The organism is Pseudomonas fungipugnans (assembly GCF_029955235.1).
GTDB classification, from domain to species: domain Bacteria; phylum Pseudomonadota; class Gammaproteobacteria; order Pseudomonadales; family Pseudomonadaceae; genus Aquipseudomonas; species Aquipseudomonas fungipugnans.
Genome location: NZ_JARBWL010000001.1, coordinates 61,413 through 81,922 on the forward strand (window position 1 = coordinate 61,413; position 20,510 = coordinate 81,922).

At 58.3% G+C, this 20,510-nt stretch carries 14 protein-coding genes and 4 pseudogenes; 11 read left to right on the plus strand and 7 right to left on the minus strand.

Annotated elements, in window-relative coordinates:
- Positions 1–41 precede the first annotated feature (41 nt).
- Together POF45_RS00375 and POF45_RS00380 are read left to right on the plus strand one after the other, a co-directional pair.
- Positions 42–557: a hypothetical protein gene (locus POF45_RS00375; RefSeq protein WP_282314735.1), complete on the plus strand. Its 516-nt coding sequence runs from the start codon at positions 42–44 to the stop codon at positions 555–557.
- A gap of 15 nt (positions 558–572) precedes the next feature.
- Positions 573–1,523, plus strand: coding sequence for a hypothetical protein (locus POF45_RS00380; protein WP_282314736.1), 951 nt, complete (start codon positions 573–575; stop codon positions 1,521–1,523).
- A 349-nt stretch (positions 1,524–1,872) separates the two neighbouring features.
- On the opposite strand, the pseudogene POF45_RS00385 reads toward POF45_RS00380, so the two are convergent.
- Positions 1,873–2,019 (minus strand): annotated as a pseudogene (locus tag POF45_RS00385) (transposase domain-containing protein); the annotation flags it as partial.
- Positions 2,020–2,104: 85 nt separating this feature from the next.
- On the opposite strand from POF45_RS00385, the pseudogene POF45_RS00390 reads away from it, so the two are divergent.
- Positions 2,105–2,599: pseudogene (locus POF45_RS00390) on the plus strand (lysis protein).
- Between the two features lie 23 nt (positions 2,600–2,622).
- Here the strand turns inward: POF45_RS00390 and POF45_RS00395 are convergent.
- Positions 2,623–3,576, minus strand: a complete 954-nt coding sequence (locus POF45_RS00395; protein WP_282314737.1) for a hypothetical protein — start codon at positions 3,574–3,576, stop codon at positions 2,623–2,625.
- A gap of 48 nt (positions 3,577–3,624) precedes the next feature.
- A pseudogene (locus tag POF45_RS00400) lies at positions 3,625–3,966 on the minus strand (SOS response-associated peptidase family protein); the annotation flags it as partial.
- A 205-nt stretch (positions 3,967–4,171) separates the two neighbouring features.
- Here POF45_RS00400 and POF45_RS00405 point away from each other — a divergent pair.
- Positions 4,172–4,684, plus strand: a complete 513-nt coding sequence (locus tag POF45_RS00405) for a hypothetical protein (RefSeq protein ID WP_282314738.1) — start codon at positions 4,172–4,174, stop codon at positions 4,682–4,684.
- Positions 4,685–5,141: 457 nt separating this feature from the next.
- On the opposite strand, the gene POF45_RS00410 is transcribed toward POF45_RS00405, so the two are convergent.
- The 4 genes and pseudogenes from POF45_RS00410 to POF45_RS00425 all read right to left on the minus strand — a co-directional run bounded on the left by POF45_RS00410 (position 5,142) and on the right by POF45_RS00425 (position 7,532).
- Positions 5,142–5,399, minus strand: a complete 258-nt coding sequence (locus tag POF45_RS00410; RefSeq protein ID WP_282314739.1) for a hypothetical protein — start codon at positions 5,397–5,399, stop codon at positions 5,142–5,144.
- A 100-nt stretch (positions 5,400–5,499) separates the two neighbouring features.
- Positions 5,500–5,709, minus strand: coding sequence for a hypothetical protein (locus POF45_RS00415; protein WP_282314740.1), 210 nt, complete (start codon positions 5,707–5,709; stop codon positions 5,500–5,502).
- Between the two features lie 238 nt (positions 5,710–5,947).
- Positions 5,948–6,730, minus strand: a pseudogene (locus tag POF45_RS00420) (DUF1254 domain-containing protein); the annotation flags it as partial.
- Between the two features lie 10 nt (positions 6,731–6,740).
- Positions 6,741–7,532: a hypothetical protein gene (locus POF45_RS00425; RefSeq protein WP_409077884.1), complete on the minus strand. Its 792-nt coding sequence runs from the start codon at positions 7,530–7,532 to the stop codon at positions 6,741–6,743.
- A 353-nt stretch (positions 7,533–7,885) separates the two neighbouring features.
- Between POF45_RS00425 and POF45_RS00430 the strand changes: the two genes are divergently transcribed.
- The 7 genes from POF45_RS00430 (at position 7,886) to POF45_RS00460 (ending at position 20,445) form a co-directional block, all read left to right on the plus strand.
- A complete protein-coding gene (locus POF45_RS00430) occupies positions 7,886–8,329 on the plus strand; it encodes an SRPBCC family protein (RefSeq protein ID WP_282314742.1) in 444 nt (147 codons plus the stop codon).
- Between the two features lie 167 nt (positions 8,330–8,496).
- A complete protein-coding gene (gene tpx / locus POF45_RS00435; protein ID WP_259494368.1) occupies positions 8,497–8,997 on the plus strand; it encodes a thiol peroxidase in 501 nt (166 codons plus the stop codon).
- Positions 8,998–9,173: 176 nt separating this feature from the next.
- Positions 9,174–10,484 carry an MdtA/MuxA family multidrug efflux RND transporter periplasmic adaptor subunit gene (locus POF45_RS00440; RefSeq protein WP_259494367.1) on the plus strand — a complete coding sequence of 437 codons (1,311 nt, stop codon included), beginning with the start codon at positions 9,174–9,176 and terminating at the stop codon, positions 10,482–10,484.
- Entirely contained in the window at positions 10,481–13,585 is a 3,105-nt protein-coding gene (locus POF45_RS00445) for an MdtB/MuxB family multidrug efflux RND transporter permease subunit (RefSeq protein ID WP_259494365.1), read from the plus strand. Before POF45_RS00440 ends, POF45_RS00445 begins: the two co-directional genes overlap by 4 nt.
- Positions 13,582–16,689 (plus strand): efflux RND transporter permease subunit, encoded by a 3,108-nt coding sequence (locus POF45_RS00450; RefSeq protein WP_259494364.1) that lies wholly within the window; start codon positions 13,582–13,584, stop codon positions 16,687–16,689. The genes POF45_RS00445 and POF45_RS00450 overlap by 4 nt, the downstream gene beginning before the upstream one ends.
- Positions 16,686–18,167 carry an efflux transporter outer membrane subunit gene (locus POF45_RS00455; protein ID WP_259494363.1) on the plus strand — a complete coding sequence of 494 codons (1,482 nt, stop codon included), beginning with the start codon at positions 16,686–16,688 and terminating at the stop codon, positions 18,165–18,167. Before POF45_RS00450 ends, POF45_RS00455 begins: the two co-directional genes overlap by 4 nt.
- Positions 18,168–18,363: 196 nt before the next feature.
- The gene (locus tag POF45_RS00460; RefSeq protein WP_259494362.1) at positions 18,364–20,445 is read left to right on the plus strand and encodes a putative bifunctional diguanylate cyclase/phosphodiesterase; all 2,082 of its coding nucleotides are present in this window, start codon (positions 18,364–18,366) and stop codon (positions 20,443–20,445) included.
- Positions 20,446–20,510 lie beyond the last annotated feature (65 nt).

The following is a 20,510-nucleotide window of genomic DNA, read 5'->3' on the forward strand; positions in this document are numbered from 1 at the left end:
GGTAAATGTCGGGTGATGTTATGATATTCGTTGAGCAGCGCATGTTGGATTCCATCTTCAAGTCGGCGACAAGCCCTGGCCCGGTTGGCAGGGTGCAGGCTCTGTCGTTAGGGCGAGAGTGTGTGCCCTTTGTGGCAGATGGGGCAAAATTCCTGATTGAATTTGTCGCGCCACCGTTTTTACGGGGCGAAACCTTTTTTCAAGAAATGCTCTATATAGACCAAGAAGGGGATTATTTTATTCCTAAGCTTGATCATCGACGTATTTCGGTTTGGACTGGCCCTGATGCTGAAGGCGAATGGTCAGAGGCCAGTTCGCTGGATGCGGGTTTTCAAACGCTGGAGTTCGCCAGGTTGTTTCAGCGTGCTGTCTTCGCTTACTTTCACAGCAGCCCTAATATTGATCAGTATTTTTTTGAAGCCAGCGAGCAGTTTGGTAGCTTTGTTCAAGAAAAGGCTTTGTTGGCTGATGAACATCTAAATGCACGCTGCGCGGTAACAATCTTTAAGCAGATTGCCGCTCCATTTTATGGCTTTACTCTTAACCATATTTTATGAATGCTGGAGAACGTCATGGCTGACAACATCGGATTTACAAGGTTTACCGTTGAAGTGTTGAATAATAACTTCTCATTGTACGCCAACAACAGGCAGCAACTATCGGTTAGGGTTACGTACACAAAGACGGTGAATGGTATTCATACACCACTGAATGACGACGAACTACGCTCACTTCAATTGGTTGAGCGAAGTGGTACGTCCATCCCCGTCAATTGGACCTCAGAAAGAAATCGCGGAATATTTGATGAAGGTATGTGGTCTAGAAGCTTGGTTGATAGCCCCGACAGCTTTGCTGAGGATCATGCCGAGCCAAACAATCCGACTGAGGAAGCTTCGTCAATCCAGAGCGTTACTATATTTCTCAGGGCAAGACTGCCTGCTCAGAGTAGGGCGTTCAGGGCTACAGTGGACATTACCGGACTCCGGCGGTTTTATAGTGATGAAGATGTAGGCACGGATGTAGGTTCAAGATTTACTAGCTGGATTGAAGCTACCTCAATCCCCTCATATACGCTACGCGCTACTGACCTGCATCATTTTACTGAACTTGGGCATTCGTCAGGCAGCGGATCCCATACGCGCGAAACCTTCATATTTTATTGGCAGTTACCGTCACCTTTGAGAATATTGGTTGAACTCACGCTAACGGGTGGGTCTTGGAGGCCTCCAGGACTCTTGATGATAGGGGACTCTGGCCGACGGCTAATGTTTAGAATTGGCCATGACGTGCAACGGCTGTCCGTTGGTGAGATTTGGCGATTTCCCTATTTCAATAACCAGAATGTTCAATTGCGGAATGGGGTGCATAGTATGCGGGCGCTCATGAGCTACAACCGTAGCCATCCCGCAAGGAATTGGGATCGTTTTAATAATAGTATCCGAATTACGGATAGTTTTGGGTGTGAACATACATTTGTTTTCGCGCAGGTTGACAATAATAACATTTCGATTACCGGTGGTTAGTTGTTGTGCCCAGGCTAAGCCTAATTAGATTGAATTTCGATGTGGGTTGTTTCGGCAGACGAGTTCATCATTAATATCGCGCGACAGAACCCACATTTTTTTGCCAGGTGTTAAGCACCATGCACGTTATCTCGAGTAGCTTTCTGCATGGTGCATTACTTTGTAGATTATCCGAAGGCTATATTCTCCAGCGATAGCAAGATGACGCCCGCATGTTGCAGCGTTGTGATTATTCGTCGCGGCTCGTTGACCGTATCCGATCCAAAGTACGCCTATCACTGGGAGCGCTTCGCGTTACCGTGGTATTTCCGGTCAGCATCCACGGCAACACTCCTCCATACTCGGCCACCTACTGGGCATGCGGCAGTTGTTTCAGTTCGTGGCGCAGCCACGTATAGGGCTCCTGGCAGTTGACCTTGGCGGTCTCGACCAGGCTATAGATCTGAGCACTGGCCGTGGCGCTCTTGGGCGTATCGCTGAACAGCCAAGCCTTGCGCTTATCTCAAGCTTGTCATAAGCGCAAGAATCGGCTCTTCGCAGGGGCGCTATGCAGCGGAAAGCGCGCGGCGGCCATCATGAGATTGGTCCGGCCTGAGCGGCTGAATGGGGCCGTCGGCACATGGCAGGTGCAGGACTGGCGCTAAGGCAACAAGCTCGCCGAGCAAACCCGGCTACATGCCGAAACGCTCAACCAGTTGGCCGTGGCCACCGCCACACAGCACCAGGCTGAGCAAGACAAGCGCCTGGCACTCGAGCAGCGGCTGGCGATCAACGACCAAACTCACCACGACGTATTGACCAATGCACAAAAAGACCAGGCTCGCCTGCGCGATCGTCTTGCCACTTCTGATTTGCGGCTGTCAGTCCTCCTCGACGCCACGGATTCAGCCGGTGGCCGTTCAGTGCCTGCCACCCCCGGCGCCGGCGGCGTGGTTCATGGAGGAGCGCGCGCCCGACTTGACCCAGCGCATGCTCAACGAATTGTCGCCATCACCGACGCCGGCGACCAAGGACTGATTGCGCTGGCAGCGTGCCAGGCATACGTACAAGCTACTTCACGATCAGTTGTGCCTTAGAGAAATCATGGGTTCGCTGCTCTTTACTCGACTGGTAGCGGTGGCAAAAAACATCCTGGTGGATAAAAGTTGTCAATGGTTATGCCATTTCTTTCGCAGCCGGACCAAGATATGTTGCCATACTCACGCCATAGCTCAAATTGATCTTTAACTTGGTAGACGGAGATTAGCAGGCATAGATTTAATATAACTCCACCTATAGTTGGGAAGTTTGTATTTCCATGAAGGCTATCGCACCGCCAGTCGTAGATAAGTTCGAATGCATCCAGCTTCTCGCCTACTTCACTTAAATGAAATCGATATTGGTCAATGAGTTTTTTGAGGTTTTCGGATGCTACATGGTCATATAAAAGATTCAATAATATTTTCAGGCTGCTGATTTTGTTGCCGATAGGTTCTACATGGCTTGGATTGTTAAATGTCGCTCTCGTAAAGCTCTTTATGACTTTTGAGTCTGGCGTGATAAATTCGTTGCAAGCTTGTTTCAGAAGCGCTTCAAGTAAAGGGAAGGCAAGATAGGCAAGGATTACGTCCGAAGACGATTTTAGTCGCTGTCCGCCGTCAGGATTTAGGAACGCTTGACTGTCTTTTTTTCTTTGCTCTTCTCTTGGTAATTGTTGCGTGGGTCGATCGCACTTAGCAAGCGCTGCTCGAATACAAATTTGATAAAGGTTATTTATTTCTTGATCCATGAGTTTGTTGTTGTGGATCTTTATTTGGGCCATTGGGCCTAGCAATAACTCTCCGCACCATCCCCAGAGAGCGTAGTGATCAAAATCAATTATTGTGTTTAAGCCTGGGCGTAACAGCACTTCAGATAGGCCGGTTATTGCTGTCGTTAGTGCGTCATAACTTAGTACGTGAAACACTATGCCATTTTCTAGTAATCTATATTTCTGAGATTTGGCAGAGTAGTTGCCTGAAGCCGTTTCCACGCAGAACCCATCGCATAACTCCATGATCCTTTCGGGCGTCATCTCCCTGCTTCCTTTGCTTATTTCTGTGGATTTGATATTAATGATTGTTCAAGAATTTTCATTGTAGCCGCCGCCGGAAATCTCGCTGATTGGCTCGATCAGTTCAGGCCCGTGGTTGCGGACGTTGCCCACCGCGCGGTCCACCTTGAACCACTCGAACGACTCCGTTGGCTCGCCCTGGAGCAGCACTATCTGCTCGGCGCGCTCTTTTGGCGTGTCCGGGTCAAGCCATTCCTGAGCCAGCTCCGGCGAAAGCGTCACCGGCCGCCGGTCATGGATGTTCACCATGCTGTCGGCGCTGTCAGCGGTGATGATCACGAATCCGTCATGCCCACTGGGCGTATTGTCGCCGGTCGGGAGTTGACCGATTGAGGCACAAAAGGAAGGCGCACCATTTCGGCATGCAGCCCATCTTCAGAGCTTTATTTCTATTAGGAATAAGTTTGATGTTAAATTATTATTTCTATTCGATAATTATAGAATTGACAGAGGGGGCGGATCAACTAAGGTTACTATCGCGTATCTAAGGTTGGATTCGCATAAAGGAGAAGTTCTTATTCGGAACTTCAATTTATATGGAAGCAAGGAGACTGAAATGCCTGAATTAGCCAAGAAAGCTCCAAACTTATCGCAAGGGGCTGCTACCCCCTTCACCCTCTTTGAACAGAACGGAATTTCGATCACTTTAGCTCTGCCCAGTATACTTAAACTCAACCTTGGGAGAGATGAGGAGTATATAACTGCTCCAATACTGAAAAATGATTCGCCCTATACCGTCATATCTGCAGCTTTTAGAATCAGTCTCAGTAGTGTGTCTAATGCTGCCAAGGATGTGATTGCAACGGTGCAATGGCTGGATTCAGACAGCTTAGAAACAAAGGATGTCATGAGTTTCACTTGTGGAAGTGTTCCTGCTGGCAAAGTACTTCAATGTGAGCCTGCCACTAAAGGATACAAAAAAGTTCAGTGGAAATCCACAATGAATAGTGGGACGGGCCAGGAGCTCCTAAATAATAGTTTGACTCTTGATTCGATCGTGCTAGGACCGATTGCTTCGGAAGCTGTTCCGGCTACAGGGCCCAATATTAATGTTGGTCCGAACAACTGATCTGCTACCGCGAGGCCCGGAGCTCCGGGCCTCGCGGTTGTTCCCGGCGCTGCGATATGGCACATGTTTAAGCCCCCACCTGAGTTCATAGCTAGACAATCGTTTTTGGCTGAGGCTTTAAGTCAGTCAGCATCTACCGCAGATCATCTGTCTCTTTCCTGTTTGATCTCGTCGAGATCGCTGATCTTGGCGCATGGGCGTCGCTTCTGCACCCCCTCTGTCGGAGATGCCCCGCGAACTTGTCTTTCTTCGTCCTGAGCCTTTCGTAGTTGCAAACTGAGTTTCTGGATCTAGTTCCCCAGAGGCGGGCGCGCTGCTTGCGCATTTCCAGAGGCGAGGGACGCCCAGCCAGCCGGCTGTGTCGTCTTCTGGGTGCGCGGTACTACCTCGAATCCATAACTGTGTGTACATACAGTAATCGAGGCGCGTTGGTGGTGCGCTGTGTATGTCCGGGCTTTCACGGCCAAGCAGGAGGAGGGAACCACAGATCTTCGGACGCTGCGAGTGAGCTGACTAACGAGTAGATCGCCTCACAGGAACGGTCAGAATTTCTCCCAATAGCAGACAAATGGCGTTTTAACGATTCTGACGTCTGCGGCTCTATATCACCCATCCGTTCAATGATCGCGATCAAATCTTCCAAAGCCGCACCAATAGCGAGCTGGGTCAGATTTAGGTTGTAGAGCGCACAGTAGACCTGATCCCTGTCTTTCATGATTAAGCTCCTGCTGGGAGCTAAAGCCTAGTCGAGCAACAATTGATTTACCAAAAATATTCATGCGATTGAGGTTAGCCCGGGGACTGCACTGAATGCGTCACTCCGGCGTCATCAGGACCGCGAGGGTCAGCTTGATGACTTCCTCGTTCTTGTCGATAGTGTCCAGGGCTCCCCGCACGTTGTCGGCGACATCGGCTGAGCCGCGTGCCTCGACCCAGTTCGAAAGCTCCAAGATGGCAGCCTCGAGGGCAAGTTGGTTTTCGTTGATCTTGTAAAGCAGGGAAGGGAGTAGGTCTGAATGGGGCATTGCGAGTCCTCAGTTTTGAGGACAGCGTAGCAGCGGAAATGTCGTGACACATATGGGAAATTGAAGCTGTCGGCAGGACGCCGTAGGAGGGGGGGGAGCTTGGGAGTTTCTTCCCCAAAACACGTGTGTTTGGGCCAATGTTTATTGGCCCGGAAAGGCGCTTAAAGATAGGCTGTTTATATGTCTGAAACGTATGTAAGTTAATGATTTTAAACGGTTAATTCGAATATTAGGCTACATCCCGTTCGTTGACCGGTTCGTTCTGGATGATCTGGTGCAAACGCTGCCAATACGCCATGCCCCGTGGCTGGGTGCCGGACCAGGCCTTGCCGCCAGGGGAGAGCAGCTTGGTGGGGCCCGGCGTGGCGCGTTGGGCATACGGGTACATCTTGAATTGCTCGACCAGCGCCTTGCCTTTGGCCGGGTCCGGATCGAGAACGCGAAAGCCCACCAGCACGTTCATGGTCTGCGAACGGGCCAGGTAATACTGACCGGCGTCGGCCGGCAACTCGGCGCCCGGTGGCAACACCAGGTACTTGCCACCCTTGCCTTTGTCCGGGCCGGTCTGGCCCATGTCGATGATCGCACGTTGCCAGAAATCACCAATGCCGCCAGCAGTCGGGCCGGGTGGCAGCTCAATGACCAGCGGGCCGGTATCATTGAGATCGACGAAACCGAGAATGTACGGCGTGGTGGCGTTGGCGGTCAGCACGCCGAGCTTGTCTTCGTAACTGTTGAGCACCATCAGGTCGCCGCTGCGGGCGCCAAGCTTGTCCCGAAACTCCTCCTGCCACTGCGCGTAGGACACCAGTGGCAAGGCCCACAGATAACTTTGGGTCGCTTGTTGGAAGTCCAGTTCGGCATACAGTTTGGGAATCGACTCATGGCTCGGCAGCTCGCCTTGCATGGCGATTTTGCCGATGCGGGTGTCCAGGTCCTGCGCCTGGGCCTGAGCGCCCACGCCGCAACTGGCAAACATCGCCATGACACTGAAACCTGCCGCACGAAGCGAGATGTGCATATAAATGTCCTTATTTACCGAACGTGACGTTGATCCCGGCGAACAGCGTGAACTGCGGCAGGCCATCGCCTTTTCGTTCCACCGTCCATTGGGGCTCTATATAGGTGTTGAAAATGTTGCCGCCTGATTTCCAGACTTTGCCGCCGCCCAAACCGATGGGGATGTAGTGGGTGTCGTTCTTGAGGTCGAAGGTCCAGGTGCCGGTGGAGCGCAAATACCAGCCTTTTTCCAGGTTATGAATGATGAAGGGCTGCATCGTTGCGCTTTCGACATGAGCGCGATCGCGGTCGCCGGCGAAGGCGCTTTGGTACTGCACCAGTGCGCCAAGCAAACCGCTGGGCGAGGCATCAATCGCCACGGCCGCCAGACCCGCCTGCCACTTGCCGGTGCCCAGCTCGTCGTGCTCGGCGGTGGGCGCGGTGATTTGCGGACCGATGCCCAATTGCACGCCGTCGGTCTTGAGCAGGAAAATATCGAACAGGTTCAGGTCGCCGATGCCAGTGCTGTAGCCGTTGTGCGGATCAGGGCGGGTGCTGATCGGCAACGTCGCGCGCAGCAATTGCGGTACGCCGATGAAGTCGTTGGGCGCAATCGGCAGGGTGCCGCGCAGCAACGCATCGTTGGTGTGGACGTTGCTGTCGTAGAGCCGTGGCGTGTAGTAATCCTGCAGATTGGCGCCAGGCGCCAGGTTCAGCGGGTTGTTACTTTTGTTGGCTTCTTCAGCGTTATCGGCATACGCACAAACCGCAGACGCCATTGAGGCCGCCAGCAACAGGGCGTGTGTTTGCGCATTTTTCGACATGATTCCCCGATTCCCTGGTGGCTCACTGGACGACTCGGCACTTCTCGGCCGTTACTACGTAATCTCTTTCCGATCAGCCTGTAGGACGTGTCAGTTCAAGCTAGCACTTAACCACGGGTTCGCCAGCCGAAGGCATTAATTCATTCGTTTTGTGGAACGATTCAAAATCCTGTGGGAGCGAGGCTGCTCGCGAAGGTGGTGGGCCAGTCAACATTGAGGCTGGATGGGACGGCCTCTTCGCGAGCGGGCTCGCTCCCACACATGATATCCATGCACGACAGCCTGCGGAGGATGTGTGTGGTTGGCAGTGGTGCTAATCTGCCATCCCCTTGGCCAATGGAATGCCGTCGTTCATGCCCGCCCTGGAAATCACCACGCTCATCCCCGACCGTACGCCTGATCAGGTCCTCGACTTCTGCCTCGACGGCGTCAACTTCCCGAAGATCTTCCCCGAGCGGGTCACGCCCCTGGGCGATATAGACCTGGCCAACCTGCGCATCGAAGCGGGGCGGCAGTTTCGTTTTCGGCACTGGATGTTCAATGTCATCCCGACCCACTGGACGGTGGTGATTCGCGAGGTGGGCGAGCGGCATTTCATCGATGAGATGCTCAAGGGGCCGATGGCTGCCTTTCGTCATGAACATCGGGTGGCGGCGGGTGAGGGCGGTACGCTGTACACCGACCGGGTGACGTACGCGGCCATCGGTGGCGCAGTGGTGGAGTGGTTGCTGGTGGATGGCTATATGCGGCGGATTTTCGAGGCGCGGCATCGCAATATGTTGCGGTTGCTGCGCTGAATCAGACTGTACGCTCCCACAGGGTTTGTGGTTGCCTGTGGGTGGTGTATCCCGTCACCGCACCAGCGTATGACAATTTGTGTTTGACCATAGGTCGTCGGACAATTTCGTGGTTAACTTCGACCTCTTCAAAATTCTCCACCACTACCATCAGAAGGACTCCGTTCATGGCTCAAGTCACTCTCAAAGGCAACCCGGTTCAAGTCAACGGCCAACTGCCACAAGCCGGTTCCAAGGCGCCAGCCTTTTCCCTGGTAGCGGGCAATCTGTCGGACGTGACCCTGGCGAGCTTCGCCGGCAAGCGCAAAGTGCTGAACATCTTCCCAAGCGTCGACACCCCGACCTGCGCCACTTCGGTGCGCACGTTCAACGCCCAGGCCAATAACGTCGCCAACACCGTGGTGCTGTGCATCTCTGCCGACCTGCCGTTTGCCCAGGCTCGTTTCTGCGGCGCTGAGGGCCTGGAAAACGTCCAGAACCTGTCGACCCTGCGTGGTGCCGAGTTCATCGAGAACTACGGCGTCGCCATCGCTGACGGCCCGCTCAAAGGCCTGACCGCCCGTGCCGTCGTGGTACTGGACGAAAACGACAACGTGCTGCACAGCGAGCTCGTAAAAGAAATTGCAGAAGAGCCTAACTACGAAGCGGCGCTGGCCGTCCTCAAGTAAGCGCCTTTTACAATTGTTAACGGCCTGGCTCTGTCCAGGCCGTTTTCATTTGTGATTCAGTGTCTTGGAAACACATCCTGTTACCAACGCCGAAAGTAAATAGCCGGTAAAGCTGCTTTGCATAATGCTTGCCAGTGCTTATCGTTCAGCCTCCTGTAAAAGAAGCCCCCGCGCCCATGGTTGATCATTCAATGCAATCCTCCTCCCGTAGTCCCCGTCGCTGGCTGTTTGGCCTGCTTGTCCTGTTGGTTGTCGCTGGCGTGTGCTGGAAATTCTGGCCCGCAGGCAGTGGCCATAAAGACGCCGCAGCGAAAAAGGCCACCGCCGGGCACACAGGCAAGGCCGGGGGGATGCGTCCGGGGTTTGGCGGGGCGACCGGGCCGATCCCGGTGCGGGTGGCGCCGGCGGTCACGGGTGATTTCCCGCTGTACTACAAGGCACTGGGCACGGTCACGGCACTGAACACGATCAACGTGCGCAGCCGCGTTGCTGGCGAGTTGGTGAAAGTCGCCTTCGAAGAAGGGCAGATGGTCAAGGCGGGCGACTTGCTGGCCGAGATCGATCCACGGCCTTACCAGAACGCCTTGCTCCAGGCCGAAGGCACCTTGTTGCAGAACCAGGCGCAGCTGAAAAACGCCCAGGTGGATGTCGAGCGTTATCGCAACCTGTTCAAGGAAGACAGTATTGCCAAGCAGACCCTCGATACCGCCGAAGCGCTGGTCGGCCAGTACCTGGGCACGGTCAAGACCAACCAGGCGGCGGTCAACGACGCCAAGCTCAACCTCGAATTCACCAAAATCCGCGCACCGATTGCCGGTCGCGTGGGCCTGCGTCAACTGGACGTCGGCAACCTGGTGGCGGCCAACGACACCACGGCGCTGGCGATCATCACCCAGACCCAGCCGATCAGCGTGGTCTTCACGTTGCCGGAAAACACCCTGGACACCGTGCTGGCCCGCTACCACAGCGGCGCCAAACTGCCTGCCGAAGCCTGGGACCGTGGCGATACCAGGATCCAGGCCAGCGGCATGCTGCAAAGCCTGGACAACCAGATCGACGTGACCACCGGCACCCTCAAGTTCAAGGCGCGTTACGACAACCGTGACCAGTCGCTGTTCCCCAATCAGTTCGTCAACGTGCACCTGCTGGCCGATACTCTCAAGGGCGTTGTGCTGGCGCCGTCGGCGGCGATTCAGTTCGGCACCAACGGCACCTTTGTCTATGCCCTCGACGGCGACAAGAAGGTCAAGATTCGCCCGTTGAAAGTCGGCCCGAGCGACGGCGATAACACGGTGATTACCGAAGGCCTGGCCGCCGGTGATCGGGTGGTCCTCGAAGGCACTGACCGCCTGAAAGAAGGCAGCGAAGTGGAAGTGGTCAACAGCAGCGAGGACGTGCCGACCACCCCGACCGAACACCTGCAAGGCAAGCATGCGGCCGGCAAGACTGAACCGGGCGCTGACGACAAGGCGAAGAAGGGCGAATGAACATCTCGCGGCTGTTCATCCTCCGTCCGGTAGCCACTACCCTGAGCATGCTGGCCATCGTCCTGGCCGGCCTGATCGCCTATCGGTTGCTGCCGGTGTCGGCCCTGCCTCAGGTCGATTACCCGACCATACGGGTCATGACCCTCTATCCCGGCGCCAGTCCGGATGTGATGACCAGCGCGGTGACCGCGCCGCTGGAGCGCCAGTTCGGGCAGATGCCCGGCCTGACCCAGATGGCGTCCACCAGCTCGGGCGGCGCCTCGGTGCTGACCCTGCGTTTCAGCCTCGACATCAATATGGATGTCGCCGAGCAACAGGTGCAGGCTGCGATCAACGCCGCCACCAACCTGCTGCCCAAGGACTTGCCGGCGCCACCGGTGTACAACAAGGTCAACCCGGCGGATACGCCCGTGCTGACCCTGGCCATCACTTCCAAGACCATGCTCCTGCCCAAACTCAATGATCTGGTCGATACGCGCATGGCGCAGAAAATCGCCCAGATCAGCGGCGTCGGCATGGTCAGCATTGCCGGCGGTCAGCGTCAGGCCGTGCGCATCAAGGTCAATCCCGAAGCCCTGGCGGCCAACGGCTTGAACCTGTCAGACGTGCGCACGCTGGTCGGCGCCTCCAACGTCAACCAGCCCAAGGGCAACTTTGATGGCCCGACCCGGGTGTCGATGCTCGACGCAAACGATCAACTGACGTCGCCCAAGGACTACGCCAACCTGATCCTGGCCTACAACAACGGCGCGCCGTTGCGGCTCAAGGACGTGGCGCAGATCGTCGACGGTGCCGAGAACGAACGGCTGGCCGCATGGGCCAATGAAAACCAGGCGGTGTTGCTGAACATTCAGCGCCAACCGGGTGCCAACGTCATCGAAGTGGTAGACCGGATCAAGGCGCTGCTGCCGAGCATCACCGACAACCTGCCGGCCGGCCTCGACGTCACGGTCCTCACCGACCGCACCCAGACCATTCGTGCTTCGGTCAAGGACGTGCAACACGAACTGCTGATCGCCATCGCCCTGGTGGTCATGGTGACGTTCCTGTTCCTGCGTCGCGCCAGCGCTACCATTATTCCGTCGGTGGCCGTGCCGCTGTCGCTGATCGGCACCTTCGGCGTGATGTACCTCGCCGGGTTCTCGGTCAACAACCTGACCCTGATGGCCCTGACCATCGCCACCGGTTTTGTGGTGGACGATGCCATCGTCATGCTGGAAAACATTTCCCGTTTCATCGAAGAGGGCGACAGCCCCATGCAGGCGGCGCTCAAGGGTGCCAAGCAGATCGGTTTCACGCTGATCTCCCTGACGCTGTCGCTGATTGCGGTGCTGATTCCGCTGCTGTTCATGGCCGATGTGGTGGGGCGCCTGTTCCGCGAGTTCGCCATCACCCTGGCGGTGGCGATCCTGATTTCACTGGTGGTGTCCCTGACCCTGACGCCGATGATGTGCGCGCGGTTGCTCAAGCGTGAACCGAAAGAAGAAGACCAGGGCCGTTTTTACCGTGCCAGTGGCGCCACCATCGACTGGATGATCGCCGCCTACGGGCGCAAATTGCAGTGGGTGCTCAAGCACCAGCCGCTGACCTTGCTGGTGGCCATCGGCACGCTGGCGCTGACGGTGTTTCTCTATATGGTGGTGCCCAAGGGCTTCTTCCCGGTGCAGGACACCGGGGTGATCCAGGGCATTTCCGAGGCGCCGCAATCGATTTCCTTCACGGCCATGGCGGACCGTCAGCAGGAACTGGCCAAAGTCATTCTGCAAGACCCGGCAGTCGAAAGCCTGTCGTCCTACATCGGCGTGGACGGCGACAACTCGACGTTGAACAGTGGCCGCATGTTGATCAACCTCAAGGCTCACAGTGACCGCGACCTGAGCGCAACCAAGGTCATCGCTCGTCTGCAACCGGAAGTCGACAAGCTGATCGGCATCCGCCTGTTCATGCAGCCGGTGCAGGACCTGACCATTGAAGACCGGGTCAGCCGCACCCAGTACCAGTTCAGCATGTCATCCCCGGACTCTGAATTGCTCAGCCTGTGGAGCGGGCGCCTGGTGGAGGCCCTGGCCAAGCGGCCGGAGCTGACCGACGTCGCCAGCGATTTGCAGGACAAGGGCTTGCAGGTGTACCTGGTGATCGACCGCGATGCGGCGTCGCGGGTCGGGGTGTCGGTGCAGAACATCACCGATGCGCTGTACGACGCCTTCGGCCAGCGGCAGATTTCCACCATCTACACCCAGGCCAGCCAGTACCGGGTGGTTCTGCAATCACAGTCCGGCGAGAAGATCGGCCCGGACGCGCTGAACCAGATTCACGTCAAGACCACCAGCGGCGGGCAGGTTCGCCTGTCCAGCCTGGCGCATGTCGAGGAGCGGCAGACGCAACTGGCGATCACTCACATCGGCCAGTTCCCGGCGGTGATGATGTCGTTCAACCTCGCGCCCGGCGTGGCGTTGGGCAAGGCGGTCGAGGTCATCGGCCAGGTGCAGAAAGACATCGGCATGCCGATTGGCGTGCAGACGCAATTCCAGGGCGCGGCCGAAGCGTTCCAGGCGTCGCTGTCGAGCACCTTGCTGCTGATCCTGGCGGCGGTGGTGACCATGTACATCGTGCTGGGCGTGTTGTACGAGAGCTACATTCACCCGATCACCATTCTCTCGACCTTGCCCTCGGCAGCGGTTGGCGCCTTGCTGGCGCTGCTGCTCAGTGGCAATGACCTGGGGATGATCGCGATCATCGGCATCATCTTGCTGATCGGCATCGTGAAAAAGAACGCGATCATGATGATCGACTTCGCCCTGGACGCTGAGCGCAACCAGGGCATGGCCCCGGAACAGGCGATTTACCAGGCGGCGCTGCTGCGCTTCCGGCCGATTCTGATGACCACCCTGGCGGCCCTGTTCGGTGCAGTGCCATTGATGCTGGCCACCGGCTCCGGCGCTGAATTGCGTCAACCGCTGGGTCTGGTGATGGTCGGCGGGTTGCTGGTGAGCCAGGTACTGACGCTGTTCACCACACCGGTGATTTACCTGTACTTCGACCGTCTCGGTCGGCGCTGGGGGCATGCGCCGTCGCGTGTGGAGGCGGTAGAACAGCCATGAACCTGTCCGGCCCCTTCATCAAGCGCCCGGTAGCAACCATGCTCCTGAGCCTGGCGATCATGCTGCTGGGCGGTGTGTGCTTTGGTTTGCTGCCGGTGTCGCCGCTGCCGCAGATGGATTTCCCGGTGATCGTGGTCCAGGCCAGCCTGCCGGGCGCCAGCCCCGAGGTCATGGCCTCGACCGTGGCCACGCCGCTGGAGCGCTCCTTCGGTGCGATCGCCGGGGTCAACACCATGAGCAGCCGCTCCAGTCAGGGTTCGACGCGGGTGATTCTGCAATTCGACCTGGACCGCGACATCAACGGCGCGGCCCGGGAAGTGCAGGCAGCGATCAACGCCTCGCGCAACCTGCTGCCCAGTGGCATGCGCAGCATGCCGACCTACAAGAAGGTCAACCCGTCCCAGGCGCCGATCATGGTGCTGTCGCTGACTTCCGACGTGCTGCAAAAAGGCCAGCTCTACGACCTGGCCTCGACGATTCTGTCGCAAAGCCTGTCGCAGGTGCAGGGCGTGGGTGAGGTGCAGATCGGCGGCAGCTCGCTGCCGGCAGTGCGTATCGAGCTCGAACCGCAGGCGCTGAACCAGTACGGCGTGGCCCTGGACGATGTGCGCAACACCATTGCCAACGCCAACGTGCGCCGCCCCAAGGGTTCGGTCGAGGACGACCAGCGTTTGTGGCAGGTGCAGGCCAACGACCAGCTGGAAAAAGCCAAGGACTATGAGTCGCTGATCATCCACTACAACAACGGCGCGGCCCTGCGCCTGAAAGATGTGGCCACGGTCAGCGACAGCGTTGAAGACCGTTACAACAGCGGTTTCTTCAACGATGACGCGGCGGTGTTGCTGGTGATCAACCGGCAGGCTGGCGCCAACATCATTGAAACCGTGAACGAGATCAAGGCCCAGTTGCCGGCGTTGCAGGCCGTACTGCCAGCCAGCGTCAAACTGAACCTGGCCATGGACCGTTCGCCGGTGATCAAGGCGACGCTGCACGAAGCGGAAATGACCCTGCTGATCGCCGTGGCGCTGGTGATTCTGGTGGTGTTCCTGTTCCTCGGTAATTTCCGCGCCTCGCTGATTCCGACCCTGGCGGTGCCGGTGTCGCTGGTCGGCACGTTTGCGGTGATGTACCTCTATGGGTTCTCGCTCAACAACCTGTCGCTGATGGCGTTGATCCTGGCCACCGGGCTGGTGGTGGACGACGCCATCGTGGTGCTGGAGAACATTTCCCGGCACATCGACGAGGGTGTGCCACCGATGAAAGCCGCCTACCTCGGCGCGCAGGAAGTCGGCTTCACCTTGCTGTCGATGAACGTCTCGCTGGTGGCGGTGTTCCTGTCGATCCTGTTCATGGGCGGGATCATCGAAAGCCTGTTCCGCGAGTTTTCCATCACCCTGGCGGCGTCCATCGTGGTGTCGCTGGTGGTGTCGTTGACCCTCACGCCGATGCTCTGTGCCCGCTGGCTCAAGCCGCACACGCCAGGTCAGGAGAACCGTTTGCAGCGCTGGAGCCAGCGGGCCAACGAATGGATGGTCGGCAAGTACGCCACCAGCCTCGATTGGGTGCTGCGTCACCGGCGCCTGACCTTGCTCACGCTGCTGCTGACCATCGGCGTCAACGTTGCGCTGTATGTGGTGGTGCCGAAGACGTTTCTGCCGCAGCAGGACACCGGTCAGTTGATCGGTTTCGTGCGTGGCGACGACGGCCTGTCGTTCAGCGTGATGCAGCCGAAAATGGAGACGTTCCGCCGCGCCGTGCTCAAGGACCCGGCAGTGGAAAGCGTTGCCGGTTTCATCGGCGGCACCAACGGCACCAACAACGCCTTCATGCTGGTGCGCCTGAAGCCGATCAAGGAACGCAATCTTTCCGCGCAGAAAGTCATTGAGCGCATCCGCAAGGAAATGCCCAAGGTCGCCGGAGCGCAGTTGATGCTGATGGCCGACCAGGACCTGCAATTTGGTGGCGGTCGTGAACAGACCACCTCGCAATATTCCTACATCCTGCAAAGCGGTGATCTGGGCGCACTGCGTGAGTGGTATCCGAAATTGATCACCGCATTCCGGGCCTTGCCAGAGCTGACCGCCATCGATGCCCGGGAGGGCCGAGGCGCGCCGCAGGTGACGTTGGTGGTGGACCGCGATCAGGCCAAGCGTCTGGGCGTGGACATGGACATGGTCACGGCGGTGCTCAACAACGCTTACAGCCAGCGGCAGATTTCGACCATCTACGACAGCCTCAACCAGTATCAGGTGGTGATGGAGGTCAATCCGAAATACGCCCAGGACCCGATTACCCTCAAGCAGGTCCAGGTGATTACCAGTACCGGGGCGCGGATTCCACTGTCGACCATCGCCCATTATGAAAACAGCCTGGAAGACGACCGGGTCAGCCACGAAGGCCAGTTCGCTTCGGAGAGCATTTCCTTCGACATGGCCGAAGGCGTGACGGTGGAGCAGGGCACCGCCGCCATTGAGCGGGCGGTGGCCAAGCTTGGCATGCCGGAAGACGTGATCGTGAAAATGGCCGGTACAGCCGACGCCTTTGCCGCGACCCAGAAGAGCCAGCCGTGGATGATCCTCGGTGCGCTGGTGGCGGTGTATCTGGTGCTGGGCGTGTTGTACGAAAGCTATATCCACCCGCTGACCATTCTCTCGACCCTGCCTTCGGCGGGGGTCGGCGCGTTGCTGTCGATCTACGCGCTGGGCGGGGAGTTCAGCCTGATTTCGTTGCTGGGGCTGTTCCTGTTGATTGGCGTGGTGAAGAAAAACGCGATTCTGATGATCGACCTGGCGCTGCAACTGGAGCGCCATCAGGGGCTGGACCCGCTGGAGTCGATTCGCAGCGCCTGCCTGCAACGGCTGCGGCCGATCCTGATGACCACCCTGGCGGCGATCCTCGGCGCATTGCCATTGCTGCTGAGCCGGGCCGAAGGCGCGGAAATGCGCCAGCCGCTGGGCCTGACCATCATTGGTGGGCTGATCTTCAGCCAGGTGCTGACCCTCTATACCACCCCGGTGGTTTACCTTTATCTCGATAAACTGCGCCATCGTTTCAACCACTGGCGTGGGGTACGTACCGATGCAGCTCTGGAAACTCCGCTATGACTGACCGTTCACTTGTCACACTGACTGCACCGCTGGCCATGGCCCGGGGTTCGCGCCTGTTGAGTCTGTCGTTGTGCGTGGCCATGCTCAGTGCCTGCGCTGTCGGCCCGGATTATCATCGCCCGCAAACGGCGGCGCCTGTGCAGTACAAGGAAGCCGAGGGCTGGCGTCAGGCCAATCCGAGCGATTCGCTGGCCCGCGGTGCCTGGTGGGAGTTGTATGGCGACCGGCAGCTCAATGGCCTGATCGAAAAACTCAACAACGCCAACCAGACCGTGGCCCAGGCCGAAGCGCGTTATCGCCAGTCCCAGGCGCTGGTCAGCAGTGCCCGTGCGGCGTTTTACCCCACGGTCGACCTGAGCGCCGGTAAAACCCGTTCCAGTCAGGGTGCCGGCAGCAGCAGTTCGAGCCTGAGCAGTTCTGCCAGCGGCATCCGCGACACCTACAACACTCAGTTGGGCGTCAGTTGGGAAGCGGATGTCTGGGGCAAGTTGCGTCGCGGGCTGGAGGCCAACAAAGCCAGCGCCCAGGCGAGCTTCGCCGATCTGGCGGCGATGCGCCTGAGCCAGCAGTCGGAGCTGGTGCAGAACTACTTGCAGTTGCGAGTGATCGATCAGCAGAAACGACTGCTGGAAGCGACGGTCGACGCCTATCAGCGCTCCTTGCAAATGACCCAGAACCAGTACAAGTTCGGAATCTCCGGGCGCGATGCCGTGGCGCAGGCGCAGACCCAGCTCAAAACCACGCAAGCGAATCTGGTGGACCTGATCTGGCAACGGGCGCAGTTCGAAAACGCCATCGCCGTGCTGATTGGCCTGGCGCCTGCCGAGTTCAACCTGGCAGAAACCCAGGACATCCCGACGCTGCCGCAAATCCCCCTGAACCTGCCGTCGCAACTGCTGGAGCGGCGCCCAGACATCGCCTCGGCCGAACGCTCGGTGATCGCTGCCAACGCCAACATCGGCGTGGCCAAGGCCGCCTACTACCCAGACTTGAGCCTGAGCCTGAGCGGCGGTTACAGCAGCAGTACGTCCTCCAATCTGATCAGCTTGCCGAACCGTTTCTGGTCGGTAGGGCCGAAGGTGTCGCTGCCGATCTTCGACGGCGGCGCCCGCTCGGCGGAAGTGGATCGCAACGAAGCGCTGTACGACGAAACGGTGGCCAAATACCGCCAGACCGTACTCGACGGCTTCCGCGAGGTGGAAAACTACCTGGTGCAGCTCAAAGTGTATGAAGACGAAGCCAGCGTACGCCAGGAAGCCCTGGACGCGGCGCGTGACTCCCTGCGCCTGACCCAGAACCAGTACAAGGCCGGGTTGATCGCCTACATCGACGTCGTGGTGGTGCAAGCCACGGCATTGAGCAACGAACAAAGTGTGCTGACGTTGTTGCAGAGCCGATTGATTGCCAGCGTGCAATTGATTGCGGCGCTGGGCGGCGGCTGGGACGGGCAGCTGGACGTCAGCGACAATAAATAACCTCGGACCAAGCCCGCTCCCACAGGGGATTTCAGCGGGCCCGAGATAGCGGGATCTTGACGTCAAACAAGCGTTTCATCGGGTTGATGGCCATTTGATTACTTAGTGAGTGCGTTCCTGCGCGCAATCAGTACAATCGCCGGCTTTGCCCCTCTGGAACGGACGCGTCGGGCGAGGGGCGGTCGCGAGAAATCCCATGCTCATCGGTAGTTATTCCCTCACGCTGGTCTTCATTTCCCTTTGCGTAGCCATTCTGGCGTCCTACACCGCTCTGGACCTGACCGGCCGCATCGCCACCGCCAAGGGCCGGGCCGTGCACCTGTGGACAGCCGGCGGCGCGCTGGCGATGGGCGTGGGTGTCTGGTCGATGCATTTCATCGGCATGCTGGCCTTCAAACTGCCCATCGATCTGGGTTACGACCTGAACATCACCCTGCTGTCGCTGATCATCGCCATCCTGTCCTGCGGTTTCGCCTTGTGGCTGGTCAGTCAGGCGCGACTGCCAGTCTGGCAGCTTTGCTTCGGGGCGCTGATCATGGGCGCCGGCATCAGCGCCATGCACTACACCGGTATGGCGGCGATGCGCATGCAACCGGGTATCGACTACGACCCGACGCTGTTCGGCGCGTCCTTGCTGATCGCCGTGGGCGCATCCGCTGCCGCGCTGTGGATCGCTTTCCGGTTACGCAAACACACGCCTTATGTACGCCTGATTCGTGGCGGCGCGGCGGTGATCATGGGCATCGCCATCGTCGGCATGCACTACACCGGCATGGCCGCCGCGCGTTTTCCCGACGGCAGTTTCTGCGGTGCAGCGCTCAATGGCTTGAGCGGCAAAGGCCTGGACAATCTGGTGCTGATCACCACCCTGGCGGTGTTGAGCATCGCCTTGCTGACCTCGATTCTTGATGCGCGCATGGAAGCCCGCACCGCCGACCTCGCGCAATCGCTGACCGAAGCCAACCGCGAACTCACGCAACTGGCGCTGCACGACACCCTGACCGGTTTGCCAAACCGCATGCTGCTGGCTGACCGCATTGGACTGGCCATGTCCAAGGTCGAGGAGCAGGGCGGGTGTTTCGCCTTGATGTTCATCGATCTGGACGGTTTCAAACCGGTCAACGATGCCTTCGGCCACCACATGGGCGACCAGTTGCTGCGCGAAGTGGGTCTGCGCCTGCGTGAAGATCTGCGCAGCCAGGACACCCTGGCGCGGATCGGCGGTGACGAGTTTGTGTTGCTGGTGCGCCTCAGCGAGCCGAACGACGCCCTGAACCTGGCAGCGCGTCAGGTGGCGCTGGTAGCGCGCTCGTTCCGGGTTGCCGAACATGACCTGCAGATTTCCGCCAGCGTCGGCATCGCGCTGTATCCGGGCAACGGCCAGACCGCCCAGGAACTGCTGATGAACGCCGATGCGGCGATGTACCACGCCAAGGGCGCGGGCAAGAACGGTTACAGCTTCTTCGACGCCTCGATGAACAGCAACGCGCGCAAGCAGCTGCAATTGTTGCAGGATCTGCGCGCCGCACTGGATCAGCAGCAGTTCAGCCTGCATTACCAACCCAAGTTCAATGCAGGCAATGGCCGCCCGGTCGGTGCCGAAGCCTTGTTGCGCTGGGAGCACCCGACTCAGGGAATGTTGCTGCCGGACAAGTTCATCGATCTGGCGGAAAAGACCGGCCTGATCATCCCGATTGGCGAGTGGGTGCTGAACGAAGCCTGCCGACAGATGCGCGAATGGTATGTGCTCGGCTACACCGATTGGCGCATCGCGGTGAACCTCTCGGCCTTGCAGTTCTGCCACACGGGGTTGGTGCAGAGCGTCGCCAAGGCGCTGGCCACTCACCATTTGCCGGCCAACAGCCTGACCCTGGAAATCACCGAAACCACCGCCATGAGCGATGCCGACGCGAGCATGACGGTGCTTCAGGAACTCTCGGAAATGGGCGTGGACCTGTCCATCGACGACTTTGGCACCGGCTATTCGAGCCTGATGTACCTCAAGCGTCTGCCGGCCAACGAGCTGAAAATCGACCGGGGTTTTGTTCGCGATCTGGAACATGACAGTGATGATGCGGCGATTGTCTCGGCGATCGTGGCGTTGGGTCAGGCGCTGGGGCTGCGGATCGTTGCCGAAGGCGTCGAGACGGGCGTGCAGCAGGACTTTTTGACCCAGTTGGGCTGCGATTCGCTGCAAGGGTATCTGCTCGGGTACCCGCTGCCGGCGGAGCGCTTCATGGCCGATATTCACCGTGGGGAGCGCTTGGCGGCGGGCTGACAGACCGCGTTATCGTTCATCGCGGGCAAGCCACGCTCCCACAGGTTTTGCGTAATGTGTGGGCG